We start from the raw sequence: 25,659 nt of genomic DNA on the forward strand, positions 1-25,659 counted from the left end.
ATCACGTGTAGACAAAAATGTCTATACTGGATTTTTTGTCTTTGCGTATCGAGTAAGGCCCCACACGACGACAGCGGCGCGCGATGAACTCGCACGCCGCTGCCCAAGCAGCCGACAGGGAGGGGGATCAGCTAGCTCGTCGCGGTCTTCATGCGCCTCGTCTTTCTCCAGCCGACCAGAAGCGGCATCACGGCCATGGCGCCCGCCAGGATCCAGAGGATGATCGAGATCTTGCTCTGGAACAGGATCGAGATGTCGCCGCCGCTGATCGCCAGCGCATTGCGCAGGTTCACCTCCATCACATGCCCGAGCACGAAGCCGAGGATGATCGGCGCCATGTCGAAGCCGGCCTTTCGAAGCAGCCAGCCGATGATGCCGATGCTAAGCATCAGGAGGATCGAGAACACCGAAGCGTGGGTCGAATAGACGCCGACGATCGACAGCACCAGGATGCCCGGAACCAGCAGCCAGTTCGGCACTGTCAGCACGCGGGCAAAGATGTTGACGAGCGGCAGGTTGAGGAGAAGCAGCAGCACGTTGCCGATAAACAGCGACGCGACGAGGCCGCCGACCACTTCCGGCCGCTCGGTGATCAGCATCGGGCCCGGCTGGATGTTGTAGAGCATCAGCGCGCCGAGCATGACGGCGGTCGTGCCGGAGCCGGGCACGCCGAGCGTGAGCATCGGCACGAAGGCGCCGCAGGCGGTGGCGTTGTTGGCCGCCTCCGGTGCCGTCAGGCCGCGCACGTCGCCCTTGCCGAAGGTGCCCTCGGTGTCGGAGATGCGCTTTTCCGTGGTGTAGGAAACCGCGCTCGAAACCGATGCGCCGGTGCCGGGCAGCACGCCGACGATGAAGCCGATGACCGAGCCGCGCAATGTCGCGCCGACGGACTTGCGGATGTCGTCGAGGCGGGCGGTCATGCGGCCGAGCTCGCGGATGACCGTGACGCCGCTTGCCTGGTGCTCGAGGATCAGCAGCGCCTCGGACACCGAGAACAGGCCGATGACCAGCACGACGAATTCGATGCCGTCGCCGAGTTCCGGCTCGTTGAAGGTGAAGCGGTAGGCGCCGGAGGTGGCGTCGAGGCCGACAGTCGCAAGCATCAGGCCGAGTGTGCAGCCGATCAGCGTCTTTACCGGCTGGCTGCCGACCATGGAGCCGAGCGTGGCGAAGGCAAAGACCATCAGCACGAAGTACTCGGCCGGGCCGAAGCCGATCGCGAGGCCCGCAAGCAGCGGCGCAAACAGCGCAAGCCCGACGGCGCCGAAGACCCCGCCGACGAAGGAGGAGAGGCCCGAGAGCATCAGCGCCTCCCCGGCGCGGCCCTGGCGGGCCATCGGGTTGCCGTCGAGTGCAGTCATCACGGCGCCGGCATCGCCCGGCACGTTCAGAAGGATCGAGGAAATGCGGCCGCCATACTCGGCGCCGCAATAGACGGCGGCGAGCAGGATCATCGTGCTTTCAGCCGGCAGTCCCATCGTATAGGCGATCGGGATCAGAAGCGCGATGCCGTTGATCGGTCCAATCGCCGGCAGGGCGCCGACCAGGGTGCCGATGAAGCAGCCTGCAAGACCGATGAGCAGGTTCTGCATCGTCAGGGCGACGGTAAAACCGTTCCAGAGATATTCGAGATTCATGGGTTTAACTCCTTGACCGGCGGATCAGCCGAACAGCCGGCCGGCGGGCAGATAGACGTCGAGCAGGTAGGAAAAGACGAACCACCAGAGGACCGCCTGTCCGACGCCGCCAATCAGCGCGAGACGCAGCGGTGCGCCGAAGATCCAGCCGACGCCGAATGTCAAAAGGAATATCGAGGCGGCGAAGCCGGCGGGCTCCAGAAGCAGCGCCGACGCGAGAAGCAGGAACGGTACCGCAACGATCTTCACGAGAAGCGGTCCCCGCGGGAAGGCTTCGGCCGTTCCGGGGCTTTTCAAATAGAAGAGGCACAGGACGGCAAGGGTGATGGCAAGCAGCACCGGCACGACGCGCGGTCCGAGCGGATCCGAGGCGAAGGCATATTCGATCTGGCTGCCGCCGATGCCATAGGCAATCGCCAGCGCAAGCATGGCAAGGCCGCCGATCCTGCCAACGAGGGAGGATGAGGATGGAGTGTCTGACATGTTGGGTTTCCCGATGATCACATCGTCACGGAAAACGGGCATTCCTTCACGGCCAGGCGGATCGCCCGTGCCCGTGTGCCCGCAGGATGATGGCGATCGGAGCGGGAGGTCGTCCCGCTCCGATCCTCGGCATTACATGCCGGCTTCCTTGGCGATGATCTTGAAACGTGCCACGTCCGCCTTGACCTGCTGGTCGAAGGCGTCGCCGACCTGGTTGTATTCGTAGAGGCCGCGCGCCTCGCGCTCCTTCACGAATTCCGGCGTTGCGACGAGCTTGGTGAAGGCGTCGGCCCACCATTTGTAGTCCGCGTCGGAGACGTCCTTGCCGACATAGTAGCCGCGCCAGACCGGCCATTCGATGTCGACGCCCTGTTCCTTGGCCGTCGGCACTTCGGCGAGTTCGCCCGGAAGGCGCTCAGGCGCCATGACGGCGAGCACGCGAACCTTGCCGGCGGCATGGTGCTTGGACATTTCTGCCGCATCGCCGGCGCCGACCTTGACGTGGCCGCCTTCGAGCGCCGTCAGCACCGCACCGCCGCCCTCGAGCGCCACATAGCGCATCTGCTTCGGCTCCTGTCCGGCAGCCTTTGCCAAGAGCGAACCCTTCATCCAGTCCTGCGAGCCGACGGCGCCGCCGCCGGCGACCGAGAAGTCGGTCGGGCTTGCCTTGTAGGCGGCGATCAGCTCGCCAAGCGTCTTGTAGGGGGAATCGGCGGCAACGACGAGCACGCCGTAGTCGGCGCCGAGCGCGCCGAGCCAGCGTACGGCCGTTTCGTCATATTGGCCGAACTTGCCCTGGGCGATCAGAAGCGCCGAGCCGGACGAGGCCGCGGTGATCAGGTTGCCGTCGGTGCCGCGCTTGCCGATGACGTGGTTGTAGGCAACCGCACCGACCCCACCTTCCATGTAGGTGACAGCCATCGGCTTGCCGATGATCTTGGCTTCGAGCAGCGCGTTGGCGGCGAGCCGGCAGGTGAGGTCGAAGCCGCCGCCCGGCTTGGCTCCGGCCAGGCACTCAGGCTTGGTGGGCTCGGCGCCGGCCGGCGATTGAACGGCGGCAAACAGTCCGGCCGCCAGAAGGGTCTTTACGAAGGTTCGGGTCATGGTCTCTCTCCCATCCATGAGTTGTTCTTTCGAAGGCGCTGTCGCGCACCTGCCCCACCGTGACATCCAGGGCCCGGACGGGCATCGACCAGCATCGACGGACCGATTGTGCGGCCGCCCGAAAATGCCCCGGCGATGATTGTCCTCCAGACCCTGGCCGCATCTCCCGTTGTCGCGGTCAGGCAACCCTCTTTCCTCCCCGAACCTGTCACCACGCTGTCACGAAAGCGGTCATATCCGCCGGGTTGATCGGCGGAATCTTCCGTGTCACTGCTTGCTCATGCGCATCTTTCTGGTGGAGGACACGAGGGATGTCGGGGAGGCAATCAGCCGTCGACTGGAAAAGGTCGGGCACACCGTCGATTGGCAGACGGACGGTCAAGCCGCCGCCGACATACTCGAATTTACCGATTATGATCTCGTGATCCTCGACGTCATGTTGCCGGGGCTCGACGGGTTCGAGATTCTGCGCCATCTGCGCGCCCGGCGAAAGACGACGCCGGTGCTTGTGCTGACGGCGCGTTCCGAAATCGAGGACCGGGTCGGCGCGCTCGACCTCGGCGCCGACGACTATCTCGTCAAACCGTTCGATTTCCGCGAGCTCGAAGCGCGTACGCGTGTGCTCCTGCGCCGTCGCCAGGGCGATCCGACCAACCTCATCGAGTGTGGCGACCTGGTGCTCGACCGCAACAGCCGCTCGGTGCGGGTGGGCAACCGCGAGGTCCAGCTCAAGCGCCGCGAGATCACGCTTCTGGAGGTGCTCGCCGCCCGGCCGGGGCGGGTTTTCAGCAAGGACGAGCTGCTCGACCGGCTGTTCGGCTTCGACGAAAACGTCAACCCCAATGCCGTCGAACTCTATGTCGGAAGGCTGCGCAAGAAGATCGAGGGCTCGTCGGTGCGCATCGTCACCATCCGCGGTCTCGGCTATCAACTGCTGGCCGATGAAGCGGCGTGAAACCTCCCTCTTCTGGCGGCTGGTGCTGCGCGTGGCGCTGGTGCTTTGCGCTGGGGCGGCGCTGCTCTCGGCGGCTGCCTGGTACTATGCCCGCGCGGCTGCCGACGATGCCTACGACCGGCTGCTGCTCGGCGCGGCGATCCAGATCACCGCGAACATGACCGTTGACGCCGGCAATCTGGGCGTGACGCTGCCGTCGTCGGCGTTTGAGCTCCTTGGCCTTGCCGAGCGCGACCGCATTTTTTATCGCGTGGTGGGACCGGATGGCCGAACCCTGACCGGCTACGACGATCTCGATACCGGCGTCGACGTGACAGCGGCGCGGGCTGGCCCAGTGTTCCTGACGACGGAATATCGCAAGGTGCCGGTGCGCGTGGCCGTGGTCTCGCGGGCGCTCTCGGACCCGTCCTTTTCCGGCTGGGCCTACGTGGTGATGGCGCAGACGACCGAAGCGCGGCGCGGGCTTGCCGGCGAGCTGACGACGCGCGCGATGATCCTCGTCGGCATCATGAGCCTGCTCGCGCTTGCCGGCACCGTGCTTGCCATCCGCTATTCGCTGCTGCCCGTCGATGCCCTTGCCGCGACGCTGCGTGCCCGCGATCCGCAGGACCTGACCCCCGTCGAGGCCGACATGCCAAGGGAGCTCAAACCCTTTGTCGGGTCGATTAATCATTTCATGGGCCGTCTCGACGAACGCGTCACCCTGCTTCAACGCTTCATCGCCGATGCGGCCCACCAGATCCGCACGCCGTTGACGGCCCTTTCGGCGCAGGTCGACATGCTCGAAGACGACGATCTCGACGCCAACCGCAGACGGCATCTGGGGAGGGTGCGCGATCGCGTCAGCCAGCTGGCGCGGCTCACCAACCAGTTGCTCAGCCATGCCATGGTCATCCACCGATCCGATTCCGTGCGTTTCAAGCCGGTCGATCTTGGCGATATCGCCCGCAAAGCGTTTCGCTCGACGGTACCGATTACCGTCGACCCGGATGTCGTCGTCTCCTTCGAAGACTGCAGCGAGCCGGTCTTCGTGCTCGGTGATGCGGTGAGCCTGCGTGAGGCGATCGCCAACATCATCGACAACGCGCTGCAGCACGGTGTCGCGCAACGGCTGGCCGTACGCGTGCGGCGCGACGATGAGCGGGCCCTGGTGGAGGTCGCCGACGACGGTCCCGGCATTCCGCCGGGCGAATGGGCGGCGGTGACCACGCGGTTCGTCAGTTCCAAGACGGGAGAGGGAAGCATGGGGCTCGGCTTTGCAATCGCGGCGGAGGTGGCGCTTGCCCATCGCGGCACGGTCCGGTTTCTGGAGAAAGGCGCGCACGACTTCACCGTCATTCTCGATGTTCCCCTTTATCGGGAGGGACCATGAGGATGTGGCGACAGCTTCCTTCGATCGGACTTGTCGCGGTCCTTGGCCTTGCCGGCCCGGCGGGCGCGGTCGAGGGGACGCGCGCGTTCTTTCCGGCGCTCGACGCTGAACGCGGCCGGCTCGTCATCAACGGCGCGACCGACATCGAGGCGATGGAGCCGCTGATCCGCGATTTTCAGCTGACGGCGCGGGATGTCGCCATCGACTATACCGACTACGTGACCAACGAGCTTTATCACGATGCCGACATCGCCTGCCGATTGCAGCAGCCCTTCGGTGACCTCCTGTTGTCGTCCTCCGTCGACCAGTTGGTGAAGCTTGCGAACGACGGCTGTGCTTTGCAGCATGTCTCGCCGGAGACCGGCAGCGTGCCGGCTTGGGCGAACTGGCGCGACGAGGTCTTCGGCTTTACCTTCGAGCCCTCGGTCATGGTCTACCATAAGGACTTCGTGCCGCCGGAGGACGTGCCGCACACCCATGGCGAGCTGACCGATCTGCTGCGCTTCAAGCCGGATTATTATCGTGGCCGCATCGGCACCTATGATCTGCGCCAGTCCGGCATCGGCTACCTGCTCGCCTTCCTCGATGCCCAGCAGGCCTCGACCACCTACGGCCGCCTGCTCGAAAGCCTGAGCCGCGCCCAGGCGGTGCTGCGCTGCTGCAACAACGCGGTTCTGTCGGAACTCGACAGCGGCAACGTCTATATCGGCTATAACATCCTCGGCTCCTACGCCTATGCCGCCTCGCGCCGGAACGCCAAGCTCAGGATTGTTCTGCCGCGCGACTATACGCTGATCCTCAGCCGCGGCGCGCTGGTCCCGGTGGGGGCGAAACGCCGCGATCTTGCCGGTCGTTTTCTCGACTATCTGCTCTCGGAACGAGGACAGGAGGTGGCGCGGGAGAAAGCGTTCTTCTTTTCGTGGAACGGCGCACTGCCGGCCGAGGTCGACGGCCCGGCAAAACTCGTGGAGTCCGGTATTGGCCGGCCGATCCGCATCGGCCCGGCATTGCTTGCCGCCCAGGACCGACTGCAGCGGTCCCGCTTCATCGACGACTGGACCAAGCTGATCGTCGATACCCCGGTGCGGCTGCGCCCGAACTGAGGGACGGCGCCTGCGGCAGATGCAGTCGCCGGGATCGTGGAACCTATCGTCCGCCCTTGCGCCAGGCGCACAGCAGGTGATCGAGCGACAGCTTGCCGGGACCGGAGGCCATCAGCGCGAGCGCCATGGCGGCCCAGGTAATGTGGATCGGCCAGCCGTCCGGCACGGTCAGCTGCACGACGATCGTCATCACAAGCAGGCCGAGGGCGGCAAAGCGGGTCGCCAGGCCGAAAACGAGCAGAATGGGCAGAACGATTTCCGCCGAGCCGGCCGCAAAGGCCGTTACGGCGGGAGCGGGGTAGGGATAGGGTCCGCCCGGCAGATGCAGCTGGAACTCGGAGCTGAAGAGCAGCACCGCCACGTCGTTCAACTGCAGGAAGCCGTCCCACTTGCTCATGCCGGATCGGAAGAAGGGGACGGCAAGGCCAAAGCGCAGCACAAGCTGGGAGAGCCAGAGCGGCGCAAGCAAACCGACGGCGCGGTTCGCTCGACGGGCCCATTGCGAGAGGTCGGCAGGACTGCCGTTCTGCGAAAATCTGGATGCGGACATCATGGTTTCATCCTCCGTGATGAATGGCCGCAAAGGCGCCGGCTTCGAGCGCGGTGGCGATTGCGGTCGTAAGATCGAGCGTGGGAGATCGGGTTGCAGCTTCCGCGGCGGCCGCGGCGAGGGGAACGCCTGCCAGCAGGCGCGAAAGCAGGAGATCGGCGCCGGGCGCGAGGTTTCGAACGATCACATCGAGACCGGGCCGGGTAATCAGCGCGCTCTCCGGATCAGCCGTTTCGATGCGCCCGACCGGTCCGCGCCCGCGGTTGACGGCAAAGATCGTGACGGCCGGATAATCGGAACGGGCGATCCTGCTTGCCGGATGCGGTTCGAAAACGACGTCGCCAAGCCGCTCGGGCGGAACCAGGGAAAGCGCCGACGGCGCAAGCGCCGGCGCATCGGCGGCATGATAGGCGTCGAGCCAGGCGCGCTCGATCCTGGCAACGTCGGCAAGCCAGGGCATTCCCTTCGCGTATTCGTAGCGCGCGATGAAATCGGGAAAGTCGTGGCCGTATTCGAAAAGCAGCGGCGAGTTCGGCGGCGTCTCCCGTACGTGAAAGCGCGCCATGGCGCGGAAGAAGGCCTCGCCGGTGATCCGCTCGGTTGCCGGAAAAGTCGCCGCCAGCGCCTCGATCAGGCTGACCGTGACGTTGTTGCGATAGACATTGAAGCGCTTCACCGCCGCCTTGCCGTTGGGACCGGCGACAGCGGCCGGTGTCGGCCGGTCGGGTGCAAGCAACGGCGGCACGAAACCGGCGGCATAGCTGCCGGCTCGGCCGATCGGGATGGGGAGCGTTGCGTCAGGCGCGGACACGGATCTTCTCCTGCGACAGCCGCTGCCCGTGAGCATCGAGGATCGCTTGCGCCGCCATGGCCTCGCGTTTCAGCACCGGCCAGTCGGGAATGGCGCTGTCCCATTCGATCAGTGTCGGGATGGCGCCGCTCCTGGCGATGACGATTTCGTAGAGTTTCCACACGGCGTCTGCGACCGGGCCGTCATGGCTGTCGATCAGCAGAAGCTCGCCCTCGTCGTCTTCCTGCTCCGCATGCCCGGCAAGGTGGATCTCTCCGACATGCTCCAGCGGAAAGTCGCCGAGGTAGTCGCGCGCCGAATAGCCCTGGTTGGTGGCCGAGACGAAGACGTTGTTGATGTCGAGCAGCAGCCCGCAGCCGGTGCGTTTCACCAGTTCGCGGATGAACGCAGTTTCGCTCATCGTCGATTCCGGGAACGTCACATAGGTCGAGGGGTTTTCGAGCAGCAGCGGGCGTCCGATCGTTTGCTGGACCTCGTCGATATGCGCGGCAACGCGCGCAACGGTCGCTTCGGTATAGGGGAGCGGCAAAAGGTCGTTGTAGAAGGTGGTTTCATGGGTCGACCAGGCGAGATGCTCGGAGACGAGCGCCGGCTCATAGCGGTCGACCAGCGCCTTAAACCGGGCGAGGTGCGATTTGTCGAGCGGCTGCGGGCCGCCGATCGACATGCAGACGCCATGGAGAGAGACCGGAAACTGCTCGCGGATCCGGGCAAGCGCCGCGTGCGGCGGGCCCCCGGCGCCCATGTAGTTTTCCGCATGAATTTCGAAAAAACCGCCCGGGGCTTCGTCGGCGAGGATCGCCTGAAGGTGCTGGTGCTTGAAGCTCGTTCCGGCCAGCCCGGCAATTTGATGGTTCGGCAGGCGAGGGCTCACCGGGGCAAGTCCGCTGCCGTCGTTGGTTGAAGTGCGCATTGCCAATCCCGTTCCAATCCTGTGAGCTTTGATGGCGGGCGGGAGCGTTGCTCGACCGGCCATCCCCTTGAAAACCGAAGTGCAACGGGAGGCGATTGCCCCGCCTCCCGTTTCCGTCTTGTCGTGGATCAGGACGCCATGTCGCGGGAGAGCGGTTCGGGCGAGCCCTTGCGGCCGTCGGGCAGTTCCATCGTCGTGCAGGTGCCGCCATCGACGAATTTCCAGGCGTTGCCCTGGTAGTCGACCGTCGAGGTTGCCTGGCAGGTGGTGCCGGGGCCGGCGGCGCAATCGTTCTGGCCCTTGAGCGCGACGCCGAAGCATTTTTCCTTGCCCGCATCCATGGCGGACTTGACCTGTGCCTCGGTGAGCGGTGCGGCGGTCGCAAGCGACGACAGGGCCGCGGCCACAGCACCGGCCAACATTGCGGTGCTGATCGTGGACTTCGTGGACATGAATGTGTCTCCGTGTTGAATTGATCGAATGCGCTCCTGACTGAGGCGCACATCGGGTCTTTCGCCACGCAGGTGTCGGGCGTTACATAACGTTGGCAACACGCTTTCGTGATGGGTCCGCGAGGCCGGTCCGAGCAGACAGCAGCCGTGAATTTGCGATAGCCGTGTAACAAATGCCGGGAATCGGCGAATGGGAGGAAGGGCCCGGGTGAGCGGCGCGGACGACGAACATCTCGCAGGGCTCCTTCGCGCGGCGGTGGCCGGCGACGAAAAGGCCTATGCCGATTTCCTGCGGGACGCGGCACAGGTGATCCGCGGCTGGGCCCGGCGCTGGACCATCGGCGGTGGCGTCGATGCGGAGGACGTCGTGCAGGAGGCGCTGCTGGCGGTGCACGTCAAGCGCCACACCTGGCGGGAGGACGCGCCCGTCATGCCGTGGCTGCATGCCGTCGCCCGGCACAAATACGTGGATGCCGTGCGCCGACAAGCTCGCCGCCCGACGGTGGGCATCGAGGGGCTCGAAGAGACGCTGCCGAGCGTCGAAACCGAGACGGCCAGGGATTGGGAGATCGGCCGGGCGCTGGAGGGGCTCGCTCCGGGCCAGCGTTCGGTGGTCAGTGCGATCTCGGTCGAGGGGTTCACCGTGGCCGAGACGGCGCAGAAACTGGACATGAACGAAACGGCGGTTCGGGTGGCGCTGCACCGCGGCCTTGCTGCAATCGCCCGCCGATTTGGACGAAACTGAGATGGATACGAACGACCTCATCAAGGCTCTCGCAGCGGACAATCGGCGCCCCGGTCTGCCGATGAACACCGTATGGCCCGCTGTGGCGATCGGCGCGCTCGTGCTTGCCGGTGTCGCGTTTTCGATCTTGCTCGGCCCGCGGCCGGATATCGCCGCTGCTGCCGAGACGGTCCGGTTCCTGTTCAAGTTCGTGGTGGCGATCGCGCTTGCTGCGGCCGCCTTTGCGGCCATGCGCGTCGCTGCCTGGCCCGATGCGGACCCGCGCCAGCTGGTGCCTTTTCTCGGCATCGCGCCGCTGCTCGTTGCCGGTGGCGTACTGTTCGAGCTTCTTGCCGTGCCATCCGATGCCTGGGCGACGAAACTCGTCGGAACCAATTATCTGGTGTGCATGACCTTCATTCCGCTGATCGGCATTGCACCCCTTGGACTGTTCCTTGTCGCTCTGCGCCATGGCGCGCCGTCGCGCCCCGGCTTTGCCGGCGCCCTGGCGGGGCTTGCAGCCGGCGGCATTGCCGCGACCTTCTACGCCGCCCACTGCCCGGACGATTCGCCACTCTTCGTCGCGACCTGGTACACGATCGCGGTCCTCATACTGACGGTGCTTGGGGCGTTGGGCGGTCGCTGGGCCGTGCGCTGGTAGCAGTTGCACGGGCGCTTGCCGGCGCTGAAAACAAAAAAGGTCGGCAATGCCGACCTTTTCCCGTTCGCTGCGTCACACTGCCAGTACATCCGTGGTCAGCGTTTGCGCGCGAACTACGCCCGGAGCCTTCGGTTGATCATATCCGTCGCGCTCCACGGGCAATTCGTTGATGCCTATGTGTGGTGTCGGGTGAAGGGTTTCAAGCCCCCGGCAAAAATCGCTGCCGGCATCCCTCGGCACTGGCTCCCCCCGACGCTAGCAATGAACGCTGACGCCGTGCTCGCGCAGAAGGGCGACGATCTGTTCGTCGGGCAGCCGGTCGGTGACCAGCGCATCGATATCGGCAAGCGATGCCAGCCGTACCAGCGCGCGCCGCCCGAACTTGCTGCTGTCGACGGCGAGAATGACGCGCTCGGCCTGGCGCATGGCGGCCGAGACAGCGGCGACTTCGGCATGGTCGTCGTCGCCGATATCGCCGTCCTGGTCGATGCCGCTGACGGAGATGATGGCGACATCGAACTTGAATTTGCGGATGTAGTCGGCGGTCTCCTCGCGGAACACGCCGGCATCTACCTGGCGCACGAAGCCGCCGGGCACGGCAACGGCAAAGCTGCTGCTTTCGCTGAGCGTGGTCGCGACCCGCAGACTGTAGGTGACGACGCGCAGGTCGCGGCGCTTGAGAAGGCCCCGCGCCACCGCCTCGCAGGTCGTTCCGGTGTCGAGGAACACGGCAGCGCCGTCGGCGACGAGCTCCGCGGTCAGTTGCCCGATGCGCTCCTTCAGTTCCGCGTTGTCGATGCGCCGCTGGCGGTAGATGTTGGGATCAACCGGGGTCGCAATGGTCGCGCCACCGTGCAGGCGCCGCACCGTGCCCTCCTGTTCGAGCGCCATGATATCGCGCCGCGCCGTCTGGGTGGTGACGCCGAACAGGCCGGTAATCTCCTCGATCGAAATATAGTGGTTCGTTTCGAGGTGGCTGAGAAGCTGCGCTTGCCGGCGCGCCTTCTTATCCCCACCCGCAATATCCCGATCGTCCATCACCCTCATCCTCATTGCCCCTCAGCACGTTTTGCTACCATAGGGCCAACGCCGATCTCCAAGGAAGCCGGCGCAGCGCCTGTGGGCCGCGCGAAATTTTATGGCGCCCTATGAAATGTTGTAAAACTGACATTTGACTCGCCTAATGTCCGCAATCGTACATTTCAGTGAACTCTTCCGCTCATCAACACCATCGCCATGAAGGTCTTGTGACGGAGCGTGTTCGCATCGCGACATTGGAGCAGATAATGAGACAACGTGGACACGACCTCCGCGGGGTGCGGGCCTTCGCGCGCCTTACGCAACCGTTGCGCCTGGCGACGGCGATCCTTCTATGCGGCACGAGCCTGACGCTCTCGGCGGCCGAGGCGCGCGCCGCTGACGACAGCATGAAGATCCTGACGCTGAACACCTGGCTGGACCGTTTCAAGGCCAACCCGAGCGTCATGTCGGACTTCTTCACCAAGGGGAACTACGACATCCTGACCTTCCAGGAGTTCCGCGCCAACAGCACCTACGCGCGTGACATCCCGGGCATCCTGAAGAATGCCGGCCTTGGAACCTACGCCACCCGACAGGACAGCGATACCGGCGTGTTCTCGCGTCTTCCCGGCACCTTCGGCGCAAGCACGCTCGGCGACATCGTGACCTATACGGTGGTCGATCCGACCGTCAGCAAGCCGCAGGTGGTCGTCGGCACCACCCACCTCAATTATTACGACCCGGCGACGACGCGCATCAGCGAGGCCAAGGGCATCAACCAGTGGGCCAAGGGCGAGACGCGACCGATCATTCTCACCGGCGACTTCAATGCCGGCGACGTCTCGGAACGCGGCCTGCATTCGGTCAGCCAGCAGGAATTGCTGCTTAAGACCTACGTCAAAAGCCCAAGCAACAGCTTCTATCTGAGCCTCCTGCGCGACTACGCCAAAGACCAGCAGAAGCTCGATGCCTATATCGCCGAGTGGAAAGGCAAGAGCGCTTCGGCGATCAACGCCTCGACTGTGCCGTCAGGCCTCTTTGCCGACGAGATGTATCCGGTTGCCGGCAACCTGCCGCAGACGATGAACATCCTGAAGAAGCAGTTCCAGATCCTGCAGCTTCCGAACGAGCGCGAACAGTTCTCGCCGCATGCTCTGAACGACGGCAGCGTCACCTGGCCGTCGCACGGCGAGGACGCCACCAACACCTGGGCGAGCTGGCACCGGGTGAAGATCGACCACTTCCTGGCCTCGCGCCCCTTCGGCAAGTGGTGGACGCTCGCCGACGATCCGAAGGATCCCTATTCCGGCGTCATCACCGACGTTAGCTACGTGACCAATCCGGATGGCTCGAAGACGCCGCTTTCGGACCATGAGCCGGTTGGGCACACGGTGCGCTGGGTTGGCCCGGTGCTGCAGAACTACACGGATCCGGCGACCTCGGCGGCAAAGACCCGCATTGTCTGGGGTGACGAAGCGTCGACCTTCACTGAAAAGGGCGGGGTATTCAACCTCAGCCGCAACAACATGCGCAACGACGTCTATCTCGGCCAGATCGCCGACGAGAACGGCCTGCCGATCCTTGCCGGCCTGACCGACCAGGAAAAGAAGACGCTGCTCGACTGCAAGAGCACGGATGCCCGCTTCCAGCAGGCGATCCGCGACTATTGTATCGACGACCACTCCTTTATCGGCGAAACGCTGGTGACCGACGGCGGCACCGTGGTCGTCGAAGAGGATGCAGCCCTCGGCAGCGCAGCGGCGAAGCTCCGACTCGACGGCGGTGCGCTCCGGATCGCCGGCCGCGAAATGCACCAGATCAACCGCGATATCGTGCTCGAAGCGGGCGGCGGTTCGCTCGACGTGGCGGACGCTGCCAACGTCGTTGCCGTCAACAAGGCGATCAGCGGCAGCGGCGGTCTCACCAAGCTCGGCGCCGGCGCGCTCGTGCTCAACGGCCAGAACACCTATACCGGCGCGACCGTGGTCAAGTCAGGCCTGCTCTCTGTGCAAGGGTCGATCGCCTCGTCTTCGGGGCTCACCATCGAAAAGGACGGCGCCATCGGCGGCATCGGAACGTTCGGCAGCATCACCATTGCCGACGGCGGCGTGATCGCGCCCGGCAATTCGATCGGTACGCTCAACGTTGCCGGTGATATCAATTTCGCGGCCGGCTCCACCTATCAGGTCGAAGCCAACGACAAGGGTGAAAGCGACAAGATCGTCGCGTCAGGCAAGGCGACGCTCAACGGCGGCTCGGTCCTAGCGCTTGCGGCCAATGGCAGCTATGCGCCCCAGACCAGCTACACGATCCTGACGGCGGCCGGCGGCGTGACCGGTACCTTTGCCGACGTCGCATCGAGCCTCTTCTTCCTCGACCCGACGCTCGGCTACGACGCCAACAGCGTGACGCTGACGCTCAGCCGCAACGACATCCGCTTCGCGGACGTCACCGAGACCTCCAACCAGCGGGCAACGGCGATCGCCGCCGAAAGTCTCGGCTTCTCCAATGCCGCCTATTCGGCGCTCACCAACCTCGACCGCGCACAGGCGCGTTTTGCCTTCGACCAGCTCTCGGGCGAGATCCATGCCTCGACCAAGGGCATGCTGCTGCAGGACGGTCTGCTTCTGAATGCGGCAGCCACCAACCGCATCCGTGCGGCCTTCGGCGATGACAGCACCAAGGCGACACCGGTGCTCGCCTACGGCGAAGGCGGCATAGAAAGCGTTGCGGCCGATACCGAGCGCTTCGCCTTCTGGAGCCAGGCCTTCGGCACCTGGGGCGATACGGACGGCAACGGCAACGCGGCCGGCTTCCAGCGCAATGTCGGTGGGTTCCTCATGGGCGCCGACGGTCTTGTCGGTGACAACTGGCGCGCCGGCCTCTTCGGCGGCTACAGCCGCTCGACCTTCGATGTGGTCGACCGTCGTTCCTCGGGAGACAGCGACAACTACCATATCGGCGCCTATGCCGGGACCGGGCTTGGCGCGCTGTCGCTGACGGCGGGTGCGACCTATAGCTGGCACCGCATCGAAACGACCCGCAGCGTAGCCTTCGGCGGTTTCGACGACAGCCTGTCGGCAGCCTATGATGCCCGCACCGCCCAGATCTTCGGCGAGGCGAGCTATGCGGCAAGTGCCGGTCGCTTCGATTTCGAGGGCTTCGCCAACCTCGCCTATCTCAACCTCGACATGGACGGTTTCCGTGAAAAGGGCGGAGCAGCGGCGCTCTCGGGTCGCTCGGACAACACCGACACGACCTTCACGACGATCGGCGTGCGCACCTCGACCGACGTGTCCTTCGGCGAAACGGCGGCGGTTCTCAGCGGCACCGTCGGTTGGCGCCATGCCTTCGGCGATGTCGTGCCGACCTCGACGCTTGCCTTTGCTGGCGGCCAGGGCTTTACCGTCGGCGGCGCACCGATCGCCCGGGATGCCGCACTCGTCGAAGCCGGTATCGACTTCAAGATCGCTCCGACCGCGACCTTTGGCGTCAACTACACCGGCCAGATCGCCTCCGGCGTTTCCGACCACGGCGTTAACGCCAAGCTGAAGGTGAGCTTCTAAGGGGGCGGCAATCCCTCTGAATATCGAACGCCGCGCATGGCTTCCATGCGCGGCGTTCTTGTGGCTGGTTGCGGCAGCCTGGTCGATCAGATCCAGACGGTTCTTCCGGCGCCATCGCAGCCAAGGGCGCGCAGGATGTTGAGGGGCACGTCGAGCATGGTCTCGCGACCTGACGAGAGCAGGAACGAGGCCGTCTGCGGCTCGCGATAGGCAAGAATCTCGTCGCGCGAGGCGGCGGTGTAGATGCCGCGCAGCGCCCTGAGGCAGCCGCTATGGGTAACCACGACATGGCGCCGGCCGCGATCGAGCGTGTCGAGCCAGGCTTCGAGGCGCGCTGCAAGTGCGGTCCGGCTTTCACCGCCCGGCATCGAATAGTCGAACGGGTCGGCGCTGTGCGCCTCGTACTGGTCCACAAGATCGCGCTCGATCTCGTCATGGGCCAGGCCCTCCCACGCGCCATAGGAGCGTTCTGCGAGGGCGGCCGCCTCGGCAAAACGATCGAAGGGGATCGACCAGGTGTCGGCGAGGATCGATGCGGTCTGGCGGGCGCGGCCAAGCGGGCTCACCCAGAAGGTCAGGTTCTTGTCCTCCTCGGCGATCCGTTCGGCAAGGCGCAGGCCGACGGCGAGCGCCTGGCGCACGCCATTGGCTGTCAGCGGCGTGTCCTTGCGGCCCTGCAGTCGGCCGGCGACGTTCCATTGGGTTTCGCCGTGGCGGATGAGGATGAGGCTTGGAAGATCTTTTTTCATGCGGAACTCGGGTGTCAGCGGTATGGCGCTGCTTGAATGGAGGAGGGGCGCGTCCGCCGGTCAGACCGGCGGACGCGCGTCGTATGCTCTAATGGGCGAGCCATTGCGCCGACGACGGCTTGAGGCCGAGCGTTGTTGCCGCACCGGGTTCGAGAAGCGCGTCGCCGGAATGGAACGGCGCGTCGATCAGCACCGTCGCAGCCCCGATCCTGACGCCATAACGCACGGTCGCGCCCAGGAATTCGCGATGCGCGATGATGCCTTCGAGCGCGACGGCGCCGGGCTCGAGGCTGCCGATCGTCGCATATTGCGGCCGGAAGACGAGCTTGGCGCCGGCGGGCACGTCGGTGCCGGCCGGGATCGGGATGGAGCCGCCGCCCACGACCTCGAAGCTCCTGGCAGCGCCGCTGCTGGCCACCTTGCCATCGAGGATGTTGGCCGTGCCGAGGAAGTTGGCGACGAACAGGTTGGCCGGTTTCTCATAGAGGCCCATCGGCGTTCCCACCTGCTGGATGCTGCCCTCGTTGAAGACGGCGATCCGGTCGCAGACGGTGTTGGCCTCTTCCTGGTCGTGCGTGACGAAGATCGTCGTCAGCTGCAGCCGCTGCTGCAACTCGCGCAGTTCACGCCTCACCTCGACACGCATCTTGGCGTCGAGGTTGGAGAGCGGTTCGTCGAGCAACAGCACCTTCGGTTCGATGGCGATGGTGCGGGCGAGCGCCACGCGCTGCTGCTGACCACCCGAAAGCTGCGACGGGCGTCGGTCGGCAAGGTGCTTGAGGCCGACGAGGTCCAACGCCTTCTGGACGCGACTTTCGATCTCCGCGCGGGGCAGCCGACGCTCTTCGAGGCCGAAGGCGACGTTGGCGGCGACCGTCATGTGCGGCCAGAGCGCATAGGACTGGAAGACCATGCCGATGTCGCGTTTCCATGCGGGCATGTCGAGCACGTCCTGTCCGCCGATCACGACCTTGCCCTGGCGGGCATTGTTGAAGCCAGCGATCAGCCGCAAAAGCGTTGTCTTGCCGCAGCCGGACGGGCCGAGGAAGGCGAAGAATTCGCCCGGCCGGATTTCAAGGTTGATGTCCTTCAGCACGTGAAGCGCGCCGTAGTAGAGATTGACGTCGCTGATGCTGATCGCCTTGGCGGGGCCGGCGGCGAGTACAGCGCTGTTGATGTTCACTGTCATTGTTTTTCCTCCCGAATTACTTGGCCGTACCCAGCGCCTTCTGGCGACGCTCGATGACGTAGTGGGACAGAAGCGTGCAGAGCGCGACCATGATCACGGCGATGACGCCGAGGGCTGCACCCGGTCCGCGACCGGCCGGCGATTGCATGAAGACGTAGAGCCCGTAGGCGATCGGCGCGTCCGAATTGCTCTGGATCAGCATCAGCGTCGCCGAGAGTTCGACAGCGGCGGTCGAGAAGCTGGTGACGAAGCCGGCGAGCAGGCCGCCGGTCATCAGCGGCAGGACAATGCGGCGGATGGTCCGCTGCTTGGTCGCGCCGAGGTTTTCGGCCGCCTCTTCGAGCGATTCCGACACCTGCTGCAGGGCAGCGTAGCAGGCGCGAAGCGCATAGGGCAGGCGGCGGATGGCGAGCGCCAGAACCACCATGACCCAGAGTGTGGCAAGCGGCGTGCCATCGGGCAGCGTGATGCCGTAGAAGGTTCTGAGATAGCCGATGCCGAGCACAACACCGGGGATGGCGAGTGCTGCGGTTGCCGCCCAGTCGAGCCATCGACGGCCGATGACCTTGGTGCGCAGCACCAGATAGGCGATGGCGCCGCCGATGACCACGTCGATCAGGCCGGCAAGGCTGGCGTAGATCAGCGTGTTCTTGATGTAGAGCGAGCTCTCGCCGAAGACGCGGCCGTAATGGGCGACGGTGTAGGCGTCGGGCAGCGGGCTGAACGACCAGACGGTCGCGAAGGAGAGCAGCAACAGGCCGATATGCGGCGACAGCACCAAGAGCAGGATCAGCGCGACGACGCCATAGGCGATCACGCTTTCGCCTCGGCTGAGCTTGCGCCTGGAAAGGCCGCCACCGCCGCGCTGCACCGTCGAATAGTCCTTGCCGCGCATGGCGACCGCCGAAAGCCACATGGCAAAGATCGAGACGGCGATCAGGATCACCGAGATGACGTAGCCCATCGGATCGGTGAGGCCGACCGAGGTGACGCGCAGATAGGCCTGCGGCGCCAGCATGTCCTTGACGTTGAGAAGCAGCGGCGTCGCCAGGTCGTCGAAGACCTTGACGAAGACCAGCGACGCGCCGGCGAGATAGCCGGGCATGGCGAGCGGAAAGACGATGCGGCGGAAGAGCCGGAAGCCGGAGGAACCGAGGTTCTGGGCGGCCTCTTCCATCGACCGGTCGATGTTGCGCAGGCTGGTCGACAGGTTGATCAGGATGAAGGGGAAGTAGTGCAGCGACTGCACGAAGATGACGCCGTTCAGCCCTTCCATGAACGGGATGCGGATGCCGAACCAGTCGTTCAAGAGCAGGTTCACCGTGCCGTTGCGACCGAAGAGAAGCTGCATCGCCACCGCGCCGACGAAGGGCGGCATGATCAGGGGCACGAAGCCCAGCGTCTGGATGATGAGCGAACCGCGGAAATCGAAGCGGGTCGTCAAGACCGCGAGCGGAAGCGCGATGGCGCTCGCCCAAACGACCGACATCCCGGATACATAGACGGAGTTGAAGAAGGACCGGCGGAAGAGGTCGGTGTTGAAGAAGTCGATGAAGTTGACGATGGTCAGCGCACCGGTGCCCTTCTCGGTGAAGGCGGTGTAGATGACCGTGCCGGCGGGGATGACCAGGAAGATCGCCAGGAACAGGGCGATCACCGAGACAGCCAGGATCTGGCCAGGTTTGGCCGCGGCGGGCCGGATGGGAACGGAAGCGACGAGCGCCATGGGGCAGACTCCGGAGTGAGTTCGGCCAGCCCGGCGCGAAAGGCGCGCCAGGGTCGGCGAAGCTTGAATGTTTGCGGGAGCTTGACCGCCCGCCGGGATGGGCAGGCGGTCGCTGTCGTCGCTTAGTCGACGAGGTTCAGGGCTTCGTCAGCCTTGGCCTTGGCGGCGGCATACTTTTCCGTCGCGAAGGCGGCCCACTTCTGTTCCAGTTCCGCCTGGCGCGCGGTCTTGTCCTCGCCGCCGGTGAAGGCGTCGCGGGTCTCCTTGCTCGCCGCCTCGTCCGCCGTGATCGGCATCGCGGCAACCAGGGCCTTGGCTTCATCGAGAAGTGCGCGGGCGGCCGGCTGCTCGTTGGCGGCAAGCGCCTTTTCGGCCGCATGGATCGCCTGAGTGGCGCCCTTGAGGTTTTCGAGCTGGAAGGAGATGAGCTGGTCGAACAGCGTATCGACGACATCCGTGCGCTTCTTCGAAACGTCGCTGTCAAAGGTGATCATCGACTGGAAGCGCGGATCCTTGAAGGGGTTCGGGAAGCCTTCGGGCGCCTTGGCGTAGAGTGCCGGGTTGATCGGCAGACGACGGATCGCCGGCTCGAGCAGGACTTCCTGGCCCTTCTCCGACAGGATGTAATTGACGAAGGCTTCAGCGCCGGCCTGGTTCGGCGCATTGGCGACGATGCCGATATTGGCCGGAACGACCGTCGTGACCGACGGATAGGCGAAGCTGACCGGGAAGCCGCTCGCCTGGGCCGAGAAGGCGAAGAAGTCGATGACGATACCGATGCCGGTCTGGCCGGAGTTGACCGCATCCGGAACGCCGAAGGAGCGTTCGGTCACCTGCTGCAGGTTGCCGCCGATGCCCTTCAGCGTACCCCAGCCCTTGTCCCAGCCTTCGCCCTGCAGGATCGTCTCGATCGTCAGGTGGGTCGTGCCGGAGCGCGACGGTGCGGCGATGGCGACGTGGTCGAAATATTCCGGCTTGGCGAGATCGCCCCACTCGGCGGGCTTCGGCAGATTGTTGGCTTCCAGGTAACGGTCGTTCGACATGATGCCGTAGCCCGATGCGGCAAAGCCGAAATAGAAACCGTCAGGATCGTTGACCGGATAGGAGCCGACCTTTTCCGGCAGGCCCGTCACCGATGGCGTGAATTTGGCGAGCAGTTCCCTGCTCTTCAGGCTATCGAAGGCGTCAGGCGCGGACGCCCAGAACAGGTCGACCTGGTTGTTGACCTTGGTTTCGTCGATGTACTTGACGCCCGAGCTGGTGCTCTTGTTCTGGACGTCGAGGGTGAAGCCGGGGTTGGCGGCCTCGAAGCCGGCCTTGAACGGGTCGGTCACGTCCTTGGAGAACGAGGTGACGATCGTCACCTTGCCGCCGTCTTGCGCATGCGCCGTCACGATGAAGGCAGCCGACATCAGCATCGCTGCTGCGATGGTTTTCAACATAGGTATCTCCTCCCAATAGACCGCCAATGCTTGGCGGCTGTCCTCTTGAGAGCAAGGCCCGTGCCAGATCGAAAATCCCGGAAAACCGGCCATTTCAGATCGAAATGGGTAAGAAAGGTAACATCGGGGCCGGTGAGGCGGGGTCAAAAGGGTAACATCACCCCTCGTCGCCATCGGTCCGGGCATCGATGTCGAACTTGCGCATCTTCAGATAGAGCGTCTTGCGGGAGATCCCGAGCGCGTCGGCGGTCGCACCCACGCGGCCTTCATGCCTGGCGAGACTGTTGATGAGGATGGTCCGCTCCAGCCGATCCATCTGTGCTTCCAGCGTCTCGCCGCCCGCCGTCGCGGCTTCGGTGTCCGGGCGCTCCTCGAGCCCGAGCACGAAGCGTTCCGCGACGTTGCGCAGCTCTCGCACGTTGCCGGGCCAGGGCCGGGCGTTGAGGTCGGCGAGATGCTCGGCGCCGACCGGTGGCGGCGTGCGCCCCTGGCGCTTGGCGGCAAGGCCGAGGAAATGCTGGAACAGGAGGCCGACATCGCCCTTGCGACGCGCGAGCGGCGGCAGTTCGACCCGGGCGATGTCGAGCCGGTAGGCGAGGTCCTCGCGAAACTCCCCGCGCCGCGCGGCGTCGTGCAGGTCGGCCTTGGTCGCCGCCACTACGCAGATATTGACCGGCAGTTCGACGTTCGAGCCGAGGCGCTCGATCACGCGCTCCTGCAGCACACGCAGCAGCCGCACCTGGGCTGCGAGCGGCATCGATTCGATCTCGTCGAGAAACAGCGTGCCGCCATCGGCATATTCGATCTTGCCGATGCGCTTCTCGCGCGCGCCGGTAAAGGCACCGGCCTCATGGCCGAAAAGCTCGGATTCGAGCATGGTTTCGGGAATGGCGCCGCAGTTGACGGCGACGAAACGGCCCTTGCGTCCACTGAAATCGTGCAGGGCGCGCGCCGTCACTTCCTTGCCGGTGCCGGTATCGCCGATGATCAGCACGTCGGCACTGGCCGCCGCGATGCGCTGCAGCTTGTCGCGCAGCGCCACCATCGGCGCTGAGTGCCCGATCAGCCGCGTTTCCCAGCCGTCCTTGTCGACAGAGAGCCGTAGCCGCCGGTTTTCGAGCAGCAGCCGCCGGTGATCGCGGGCGCGGCGCACGGTCTCGATCAGGTGGACCGGATCAGCCGGCTTTTCGAGGAAGTCCCAGGCGCCTTCGCGCATCGCACGCAGCGCCATCGGGATGTCGCCATGCCCGGACATCAGCACGATCGGGATATCGGGATCGATCTTGCGCACGGCGGCGACCAGGTCGAAGCCGTCATGATCGGGCATGCGGACATCCGAGACGATCACGGTGTCGCTGTCGGCGCGCAGGCCGGCGAGCGCCGAGATGACCGAACCGTGCGGGGCGACGGTGAAGTCCTCCAGTTCCAGCACCTGGCAGCAGGCCTCAAGCACGCTGGCGTCGTCGTCGATCAGGATGATGTCCGCTTCCGGTCTCATTCCGGGCCTTTCAGGGATACGAGGAATCGGGTGCCGGCCGGGCCAGTCTCGAGGATGGCGATATCGCCGCCGAAATCCTTGACGATGTTGTAGGAGATCGACAGGCCGAGGCCGAGCCCCGAGCCTACCGGCTTGGTGGTGAAGAACGGGTCGAACACGGCCGGCAGGTCTTTCGTGGCGATGCCGTGCCCGGTATCGCCGACGATCAGGCGGGCGGCGCCACCGGTCATTTCCACGCTGACGGTCACGCGCCGAAGCGGCCGGTCGGAGACCGCGTCGAGCGCATTGCCGACAAGATTGACGGCCACTTGCTCGAGCCGGACCGGCTCAGCCATGACCATTGCCGGGAAGCCTTCCGGCAACGAAAGCTCGAGCATGACGCTCTCCTCCTCGAAACGATGTTCGAGCAGGCTGAGGGCGTCGCGCACCGCTGCGGTGAGATCGACCGGCCGCAGCTGCGCGTCGGGCCGTCGGGCAAAGCGGCGGATATGGCTGATCTGGTCGGCCATGCGTCCCGTCAGCCCCTTCATCTTGTCGAGGTTGTTGACCGCCTGTTCGCCCTTGCCGCGGCCGATCAGCGTGGCGGCGTTGTGGATGTGTGCGCGAAGGGCGGCCAGCGGCTGGTTGAGTTCGTGGCCGATGCCGGCCGCCATCTGGCCGAGGGCCGCAAGCTTTGCCGACTGGATCAGCTCGTCGCGGGTCTGGCGAAAGAGGGTCAGCGCACGCGAGAGGTCGCCGAGCTCGTCGGCCTCGGGCGGCGGGATCGCCGTGGAATGCCGGCCCGCGCTGATCGCGCCGGCGGCCGTCGCCAGCAGGCGGATACGGGCGATGAGGTTGCGGTGGACGTAGAAGTAGCCGATGGCGCTTGCCACCAGCACCGAGAGGATGGCGATTGCGAGGAGCAGGCTGCGTCCGGTTTCGATTGCCGCGGCCGCGCGTCGAGCGGCGTCCCCGGCGCTCGCCTCGATCGCCACCACCTCCGTCTCGATCTTGCGGCCAAGCTCCTCGACCAGCCGGCCGTTTTCGCTGGCAAGTTCGGCAAGCGTGCCGGCCTGCAGCATTTCCGAGCGCTTGCGATTGGGGATACCCGTCGAGGCGTTGGACTGGTCGAGAATGCGCCCGGCCAGCTGCCGCACGGTGATGCTGTCGGGCCAGCCGTCGAGCGAGCGGATGCGACTTGCCAGTTCGTCGGCGCTGTCTCCGAGGAAGGCGTTGGTCTCCTGCATTTCCTCTTCGGTCGTGGCGTTGACGAGCCGCCCGATGAGACCGGTCGCAAGGTTTGCCTGGGAGACGACGGTCAACAGCGCTTCGCTCTTCTGCTGTTCGGCGAGCGCGGCCGCACCCTGGCCCTTGCGGGTTTCCGCCTCGATGTTGAAGCGGATGTCGTCGACCAACGGGTCGGCTTCTTCCAGAAGATCTGCCTGGACCCAGCGAAGCTCGTCGATGTCCGAGCGCATCGCCTCGCGCAGGGTGAAGCGCTTGCCGGCTGCAAGGTTGATCTTTTTCAGGTTGGTGCCGATGGCCTCGGCGAGCGGCAGCAGCGCCGCCGTGCTCGATTGCGCCGTGTTTTCTTCCAGCAGGGCACGAAGGGTCTGGAGGCGCGTCGCGTAGACGGCGCGGATCTCGTTGTATTCGGTACGGTTCTCGGCGCCGGCAAGCACCGACGTTACGGAGCCGATGTCGGCCCCGGCCTTGGAGAGGCGTGACGCGAAGGCGAGTTGCGGCATCTGCTCGTCGGCCATGCGCGACAGTTCGCCCGACAGCCGCTCATAAGAAAGCCAGCCGACCACGCAGGCGCCGACGGCAAGCCCAACGATCGCGACGAAGGCGAGCACGAGGCGGGCGCCGATCCCGAAGCGCCAGCGCGGCTGCCGGGCGGTCGTTTCGAGCACCGCCATCGTCACTGCCGCCACGGATGGAGATTGACGGATCCGCCGGATCGCGCGGCCGAGGACAGCAACTGCTCCGCCTCGCTGAGGTTCTGCTCGATCCGCGCGCGCAGGCGGCTCGCGAGTTCCGCATGGGCAGGGGTGCGGGCTACGCCACGCGGCCATTCGCCTTGCAGGGCCTCCGCCACATTGGCGACTTCGCTTGCCGAAAGCGGAGGCTGGCCCAACAGCCGCCGTGCCCGGGCCAGCATGCTCAGCCTTTGCGCGTCTTCGATGTTCATCGCCTCCAGATCCGCGGCCCTCTTCCACAGTCGGGCAAGGGTTGCCCGGCGGCGCACGATATAGTCGTCGAAAATCAGATTGACGAGCCCGTATCTGCGCGCCGACAGCGCCGCGTCGAAGCCACCGGATTTCAGCAGGCGCTCGCCGTCTTCCTGTGGCAGCAGGTTGCTGTTGAGCGCGGGATTGACCGGAATGCGCGCGATTGCCGGCGACAGCAGGAGTTTCTGGCCAGCCTCCGAAAGCACGAAATCGACAAAGCGTTCGGCTCCCGGCACGTTGCGCGCCCGGGTCAGGATGCCGATGCTTGCCGGCACGAACACGGTGTCGGGCGGCAGGACGAAGACATTGCCGGCGCCGGCGAAATCCGGCGAGGTGGCGAGGAAGTCGATGGTGATGCCGATGCTGAAGCGCCGCTGCGCCACGCCGGAGGCCACCCCGAAGCTGCGGGCGGTAACCGTCGAGAGATTGCCGCCGAGCTGCGACAGCATCGCCCAGCCTTTCTCCCAGCCGTAGGTTTGCAGCAAGGCCTCGACGATCAGGTGCGTCGTGCCCGAGCGCGAAGGCGTGGTGATGCCGATCTGGCCGGAATAGACGGGGTTCAGCAGATCCTGCCAGTTCTCCGGCACGGGCAGTTTGCTGCGCGCGAGATGGGCGGGATTGTAGACGAAGCCGTAGCCCGACAGCGCGAAGCCGAGATAATAGCCTTGGGGGTCGTTCACCGGGTAGCCGAAGACATGATCCGGTGCGCCGGTGTTGCGCGGCGCGATCGGACGCAGGCTTCGGTTGCGCTTCAGGAGTTCGAAGGCATCGGCCGCCGAGGCCCAGAAGATGTCGGCCGGCACATCCGCCTTCTCGATGACGAAGCGGCTGGCGCTCGCGGTGTTGCGCTGCACGATCGTCACCCGCATGTCGGCATTGGCGTGTTCGAACGCAGCGCGGAAGGGCTCGAAGAAGGACGGCGGATAGGAGGTGACCACCACGAGTTCCTGCTTCTCGACAGCACGTGCAGGGCCCGCAAACGCCATGAAGCCAAGGGTGATCAGCGGCAGCAGGGCCGCAACGATATAGAACCGGAACCTTGTCAATTCACTCCCACCGCGCATCGCCGTCCGGTCATTGCCGGTGCCGGTTGTCGCGGACCCTCCCCAAGATGCCGCCGTTTCGTGCCATGCACGGTCGGCGATCGCGGCGTACTCTGCTACGAACAGCACATCGCCGTAAACCCCGCAGGCATGTCGGAGACTGTTGCAAACAGGTCGCAGCCGCGACGATTGGCGCCATGGCAAGATTTCTGCACTTGGCGGTTGCGCGCGATTCGCCTATAGCTCGTCTTCCGGCAACCAATCAGGGAGGTTTCAAAAGATGCCAGCTTTTTCTTTCTCCCTACGGGGCGGCGTGCAGTCTTGAACTGGGCCGGGAAGGGCATTTTCGCCTTTCCGTCTTTTCCAGGTCGGATTTCTTCTCGCTGACCTTGGCCCTTCCTCTCTTGAGGATACGGTCACTCCAATGATGCCGCATCGGAAGCTGGGTTCC

General features: G+C 65.1%; 21 protein-coding genes. 6 read left to right on the top strand and 15 right to left on the bottom strand.

The genetic code is table 11. The annotated features are described in order from the left end of the window. Positions 1 to 131: 131 nt before the first annotated feature. The 3 genes from ACIQUG_RS11760 to ACIQUG_RS11770 form a co-directional block, all read right to left on the bottom strand. On the bottom strand, positions 132 to 1,637 hold the full coding sequence (locus ACIQUG_RS11760) for a tripartite tricarboxylate transporter permease (RefSeq protein WP_402321398.1): 1,506 nt from the start codon (positions 1,635 to 1,637) through the stop codon (positions 132 to 134). 24 nt (positions 1,638 to 1,661) lie between these two features. Then, positions 1,662 to 2,120, bottom strand: a complete 459-nt coding sequence (locus tag ACIQUG_RS11765; RefSeq protein ID WP_402321401.1) for a tripartite tricarboxylate transporter TctB family protein — start codon at positions 2,118 to 2,120, stop codon at positions 1,662 to 1,664. Between the two features lie 132 nt (positions 2,121 to 2,252). Then, complete coding sequence (locus ACIQUG_RS11770) at positions 2,253 to 3,224, bottom strand: Bug family tripartite tricarboxylate transporter substrate binding protein (RefSeq protein WP_402321404.1); 972 nt, start codon at positions 3,222 to 3,224, stop codon at positions 2,253 to 2,255. A gap of 280 nt (positions 3,225 to 3,504) precedes the next feature. Between ACIQUG_RS11770 and ACIQUG_RS11775 the strand changes: the two genes are divergently transcribed. Genes ACIQUG_RS11775 through ACIQUG_RS11785 form a run of 3 tightly spaced genes read left to right on the top strand, consistent with a single transcriptional unit; the run spans position 3,505 to position 6,654 of the window. Then, positions 3,505 to 4,179, top strand: coding sequence for a response regulator transcription factor (locus tag ACIQUG_RS11775; RefSeq protein ID WP_402321407.1), 675 nt, complete (start codon positions 3,505 to 3,507; stop codon positions 4,177 to 4,179). After that, the gene (locus ACIQUG_RS11780) at positions 4,166 to 5,551 is read left to right on the top strand and encodes a sensor histidine kinase N-terminal domain-containing protein (RefSeq protein WP_402321410.1); all 1,386 of its coding nucleotides are present in this window, start codon (positions 4,166 to 4,168) and stop codon (positions 5,549 to 5,551) included. The genes ACIQUG_RS11775 and ACIQUG_RS11780 overlap by 14 nt, the downstream gene beginning before the upstream one ends. After that, positions 5,548 to 6,654 (top strand): ABC transporter substrate-binding protein, encoded by a 1,107-nt coding sequence (locus ACIQUG_RS11785; RefSeq protein ID WP_402321412.1) that lies wholly within the window; start codon positions 5,548 to 5,550, stop codon positions 6,652 to 6,654. The genes ACIQUG_RS11780 and ACIQUG_RS11785 overlap by 4 nt, the downstream gene beginning before the upstream one ends. A gap of 43 nt (positions 6,655 to 6,697) precedes the next feature. Here ACIQUG_RS11785 and ACIQUG_RS11790 read toward each other — a convergent pair whose 3' ends face one another. From ACIQUG_RS11790 to ACIQUG_RS11805, 4 genes are all read right to left on the bottom strand, one after another. Then, positions 6,698 to 7,207 (bottom strand): DoxX family protein, encoded by a 510-nt coding sequence (locus ACIQUG_RS11790; protein WP_402321415.1) that lies wholly within the window; start codon positions 7,205 to 7,207, stop codon positions 6,698 to 6,700. A gap of 4 nt (positions 7,208 to 7,211) precedes the next feature. Beyond that, positions 7,212 to 8,015, bottom strand: coding sequence for a putative DNA-binding domain-containing protein (locus tag ACIQUG_RS11795; protein WP_402321417.1), 804 nt, complete (start codon positions 8,013 to 8,015; stop codon positions 7,212 to 7,214). Beyond that, positions 8,002 to 8,928: a DUF692 domain-containing protein gene (locus tag ACIQUG_RS11800; RefSeq protein ID WP_402321420.1), complete on the bottom strand. Its 927-nt coding sequence runs from the start codon at positions 8,926 to 8,928 to the stop codon at positions 8,002 to 8,004. Before ACIQUG_RS11800 ends, ACIQUG_RS11795 begins: the two co-directional genes overlap by 14 nt. Positions 8,929 to 9,056: 128 nt before the next feature. Further along, entirely contained in the window at positions 9,057 to 9,380 is a 324-nt protein-coding gene (locus ACIQUG_RS11805) for a DUF2282 domain-containing protein (protein WP_043624401.1), read from the bottom strand. A 208-nt stretch (positions 9,381 to 9,588) separates the two neighbouring features. Here ACIQUG_RS11805 and ACIQUG_RS11810 point away from each other — a divergent pair, with 208 nt between their 5' ends. Both ACIQUG_RS11810 and ACIQUG_RS11815 read left to right on the top strand, forming a co-directional pair. After that, positions 9,589 to 10,125 (top strand): sigma-70 family RNA polymerase sigma factor, encoded by a 537-nt coding sequence (locus ACIQUG_RS11810; protein WP_205236820.1) that lies wholly within the window; start codon positions 9,589 to 9,591, stop codon positions 10,123 to 10,125. 1 nt (position 10,126) lies between these two features. Beyond that, the gene (locus ACIQUG_RS11815) at positions 10,127 to 10,765 is read left to right on the top strand and encodes an NrsF family protein (RefSeq protein ID WP_402321424.1); all 639 of its coding nucleotides are present in this window, start codon (positions 10,127 to 10,129) and stop codon (positions 10,763 to 10,765) included. Positions 10,766 to 11,020: 255 nt separating this feature from the next. Here the strand turns inward: ACIQUG_RS11815 and ACIQUG_RS11820 are convergent, their stop codons facing one another. Then, positions 11,021 to 11,812 carry a DeoR/GlpR family DNA-binding transcription regulator gene (locus ACIQUG_RS11820; RefSeq protein WP_402321426.1) on the bottom strand — a complete coding sequence of 264 codons (792 nt, stop codon included), beginning with the start codon at positions 11,810 to 11,812 and terminating at the stop codon, positions 11,021 to 11,023. 239 nt (positions 11,813 to 12,051) lie between these two features. Between ACIQUG_RS11820 and ACIQUG_RS11825 the strand changes: the two genes are divergently transcribed. Continuing rightward, positions 12,052 to 15,351, top strand: a complete 3,300-nt coding sequence (locus ACIQUG_RS11825) for an autotransporter domain-containing protein (protein WP_402321429.1) — start codon at positions 12,052 to 12,054, stop codon at positions 15,349 to 15,351. Between the two features lie 86 nt (positions 15,352 to 15,437). On the opposite strand, the gene ACIQUG_RS11830 is transcribed toward ACIQUG_RS11825, so the two are convergent. From ACIQUG_RS11830 to ACIQUG_RS11860, 7 genes are all read right to left on the bottom strand, one after another. After that, positions 15,438 to 16,100 (bottom strand): histidine phosphatase family protein, encoded by a 663-nt coding sequence (locus tag ACIQUG_RS11830; RefSeq protein WP_402321432.1) that lies wholly within the window; start codon positions 16,098 to 16,100, stop codon positions 15,438 to 15,440. An 88-nt stretch (positions 16,101 to 16,188) separates the two neighbouring features. Then, entirely contained in the window at positions 16,189 to 17,289 is a 1,101-nt protein-coding gene (locus tag ACIQUG_RS11835; protein ID WP_402321434.1) for an ABC transporter ATP-binding protein, read from the bottom strand. A gap of 16 nt (positions 17,290 to 17,305) precedes the next feature. Next, positions 17,306 to 19,015, bottom strand: coding sequence for an iron ABC transporter permease (locus ACIQUG_RS11840; protein WP_043624382.1), 1,710 nt, complete (start codon positions 19,013 to 19,015; stop codon positions 17,306 to 17,308). Between the two features lie 122 nt (positions 19,016 to 19,137). Then, positions 19,138 to 20,457, bottom strand: a complete 1,320-nt coding sequence (locus tag ACIQUG_RS11845) for an ABC transporter substrate-binding protein (RefSeq protein ID WP_402321437.1) — start codon at positions 20,455 to 20,457, stop codon at positions 19,138 to 19,140. A 157-nt stretch (positions 20,458 to 20,614) separates the two neighbouring features. Then, the gene (locus tag ACIQUG_RS11850) at positions 20,615 to 21,955 is read right to left on the bottom strand and encodes a sigma-54-dependent transcriptional regulator (RefSeq protein WP_402321439.1); all 1,341 of its coding nucleotides are present in this window, start codon (positions 21,953 to 21,955) and stop codon (positions 20,615 to 20,617) included. Next, complete coding sequence (locus tag ACIQUG_RS11855; protein ID WP_402321442.1) at positions 21,952 to 23,853, bottom strand: ATP-binding protein; 1,902 nt, start codon at positions 23,851 to 23,853, stop codon at positions 21,952 to 21,954. The genes ACIQUG_RS11850 and ACIQUG_RS11855 overlap by 4 nt, the downstream gene beginning before the upstream one ends. 2 nt (positions 23,854 to 23,855) lie before the next feature. Next, positions 23,856 to 25,211 (bottom strand): ABC transporter substrate-binding protein, encoded by a 1,356-nt coding sequence (locus ACIQUG_RS11860; protein ID WP_402321445.1) that lies wholly within the window; start codon positions 25,209 to 25,211, stop codon positions 23,856 to 23,858. Positions 25,212 to 25,659 lie beyond the last annotated feature (448 nt).

Origin of the sequence: Ensifer sp. NPDC090286 (genome assembly GCF_044769565.1) — a bacterium.
GTDB lineage: Bacteria > Pseudomonadota > Alphaproteobacteria > Rhizobiales > Rhizobiaceae > Ensifer.

What these genes read in the sequence shown, in the direction of transcription:
- ACIQUG_RS11775 (WP_402321407.1), top strand. Translation starts at nt 3,505, where the DNA reads ATGCGCATCTTTCTGGTGGAGGACACGAGGGATGTCGGGGAGGCAATC.
- ACIQUG_RS11790 (WP_402321415.1), bottom strand. Translation starts at nt 7,207, where the DNA reads ATGATGTCCGCATCCAGATTTTCGCAGAACGGCAGTCCTGCCGACCTC.
- ACIQUG_RS11820 (WP_402321426.1), bottom strand. Translation starts at nt 11,812, where the DNA reads ATGAGGGTGATGGACGATCGGGATATTGCGGGTGGGGATAAGAAGGCG.
- ACIQUG_RS11835 (WP_402321434.1), bottom strand. Translation starts at nt 17,289, where the DNA reads ATGACAGTGAACATCAACAGCGCTGTACTCGCCGCCGGCCCCGCCAAG.
- ACIQUG_RS11830 (WP_402321432.1), bottom strand. Translation starts at nt 16,100, where the DNA reads ATGAAAAAAGATCTTCCAAGCCTCATCCTCATCCGCCACGGCGAAACC.
- ACIQUG_RS11845 (WP_402321437.1), bottom strand. Translation starts at nt 20,457, where the DNA reads ATGTTGAAAACCATCGCAGCAGCGATGCTGATGTCGGCTGCCTTCATC.
- ACIQUG_RS11760 (WP_402321398.1), bottom strand. Translation starts at nt 1,637, where the DNA reads ATGAATCTCGAATATCTCTGGAACGGTTTTACCGTCGCCCTGACGATG.
- ACIQUG_RS11815 (WP_402321424.1), top strand. Translation starts at nt 10,127, where the DNA reads ATGGATACGAACGACCTCATCAAGGCTCTCGCAGCGGACAATCGGCGC.
- ACIQUG_RS11800 (WP_402321420.1), bottom strand. Translation starts at nt 8,928, where the DNA reads ATGCGCACTTCAACCAACGACGGCAGCGGACTTGCCCCGGTGAGCCCT.
- ACIQUG_RS11770 (WP_402321404.1), bottom strand. Translation starts at nt 3,224, where the DNA reads ATGACCCGAACCTTCGTAAAGACCCTTCTGGCGGCCGGACTGTTTGCC.
- ACIQUG_RS11855 (WP_402321442.1), bottom strand. Translation starts at nt 23,853, where the DNA reads ATGGCGGTGCTCGAAACGACCGCCCGGCAGCCGCGCTGGCGCTTCGGG.
- ACIQUG_RS11840 (WP_043624382.1), bottom strand. Translation starts at nt 19,015, where the DNA reads ATGGCGCTCGTCGCTTCCGTTCCCATCCGGCCCGCCGCGGCCAAACCT.
- ACIQUG_RS11850 (WP_402321439.1), bottom strand. Translation starts at nt 21,955, where the DNA reads ATGAGACCGGAAGCGGACATCATCCTGATCGACGACGACGCCAGCGTG.
- ACIQUG_RS11780 (WP_402321410.1), top strand. Translation starts at nt 4,166, where the DNA reads ATGAAGCGGCGTGAAACCTCCCTCTTCTGGCGGCTGGTGCTGCGCGTG.
- ACIQUG_RS11765 (WP_402321401.1), bottom strand. Translation starts at nt 2,120, where the DNA reads ATGTCAGACACTCCATCCTCATCCTCCCTCGTTGGCAGGATCGGCGGC.
- ACIQUG_RS11805 (WP_043624401.1), bottom strand. Translation starts at nt 9,380, where the DNA reads ATGTCCACGAAGTCCACGATCAGCACCGCAATGTTGGCCGGTGCTGTG.
- ACIQUG_RS11785 (WP_402321412.1), top strand. Translation starts at nt 5,548, where the DNA reads ATGAGGATGTGGCGACAGCTTCCTTCGATCGGACTTGTCGCGGTCCTT.
- ACIQUG_RS11825 (WP_402321429.1), top strand. Translation starts at nt 12,052, where the DNA reads ATGAGACAACGTGGACACGACCTCCGCGGGGTGCGGGCCTTCGCGCGC.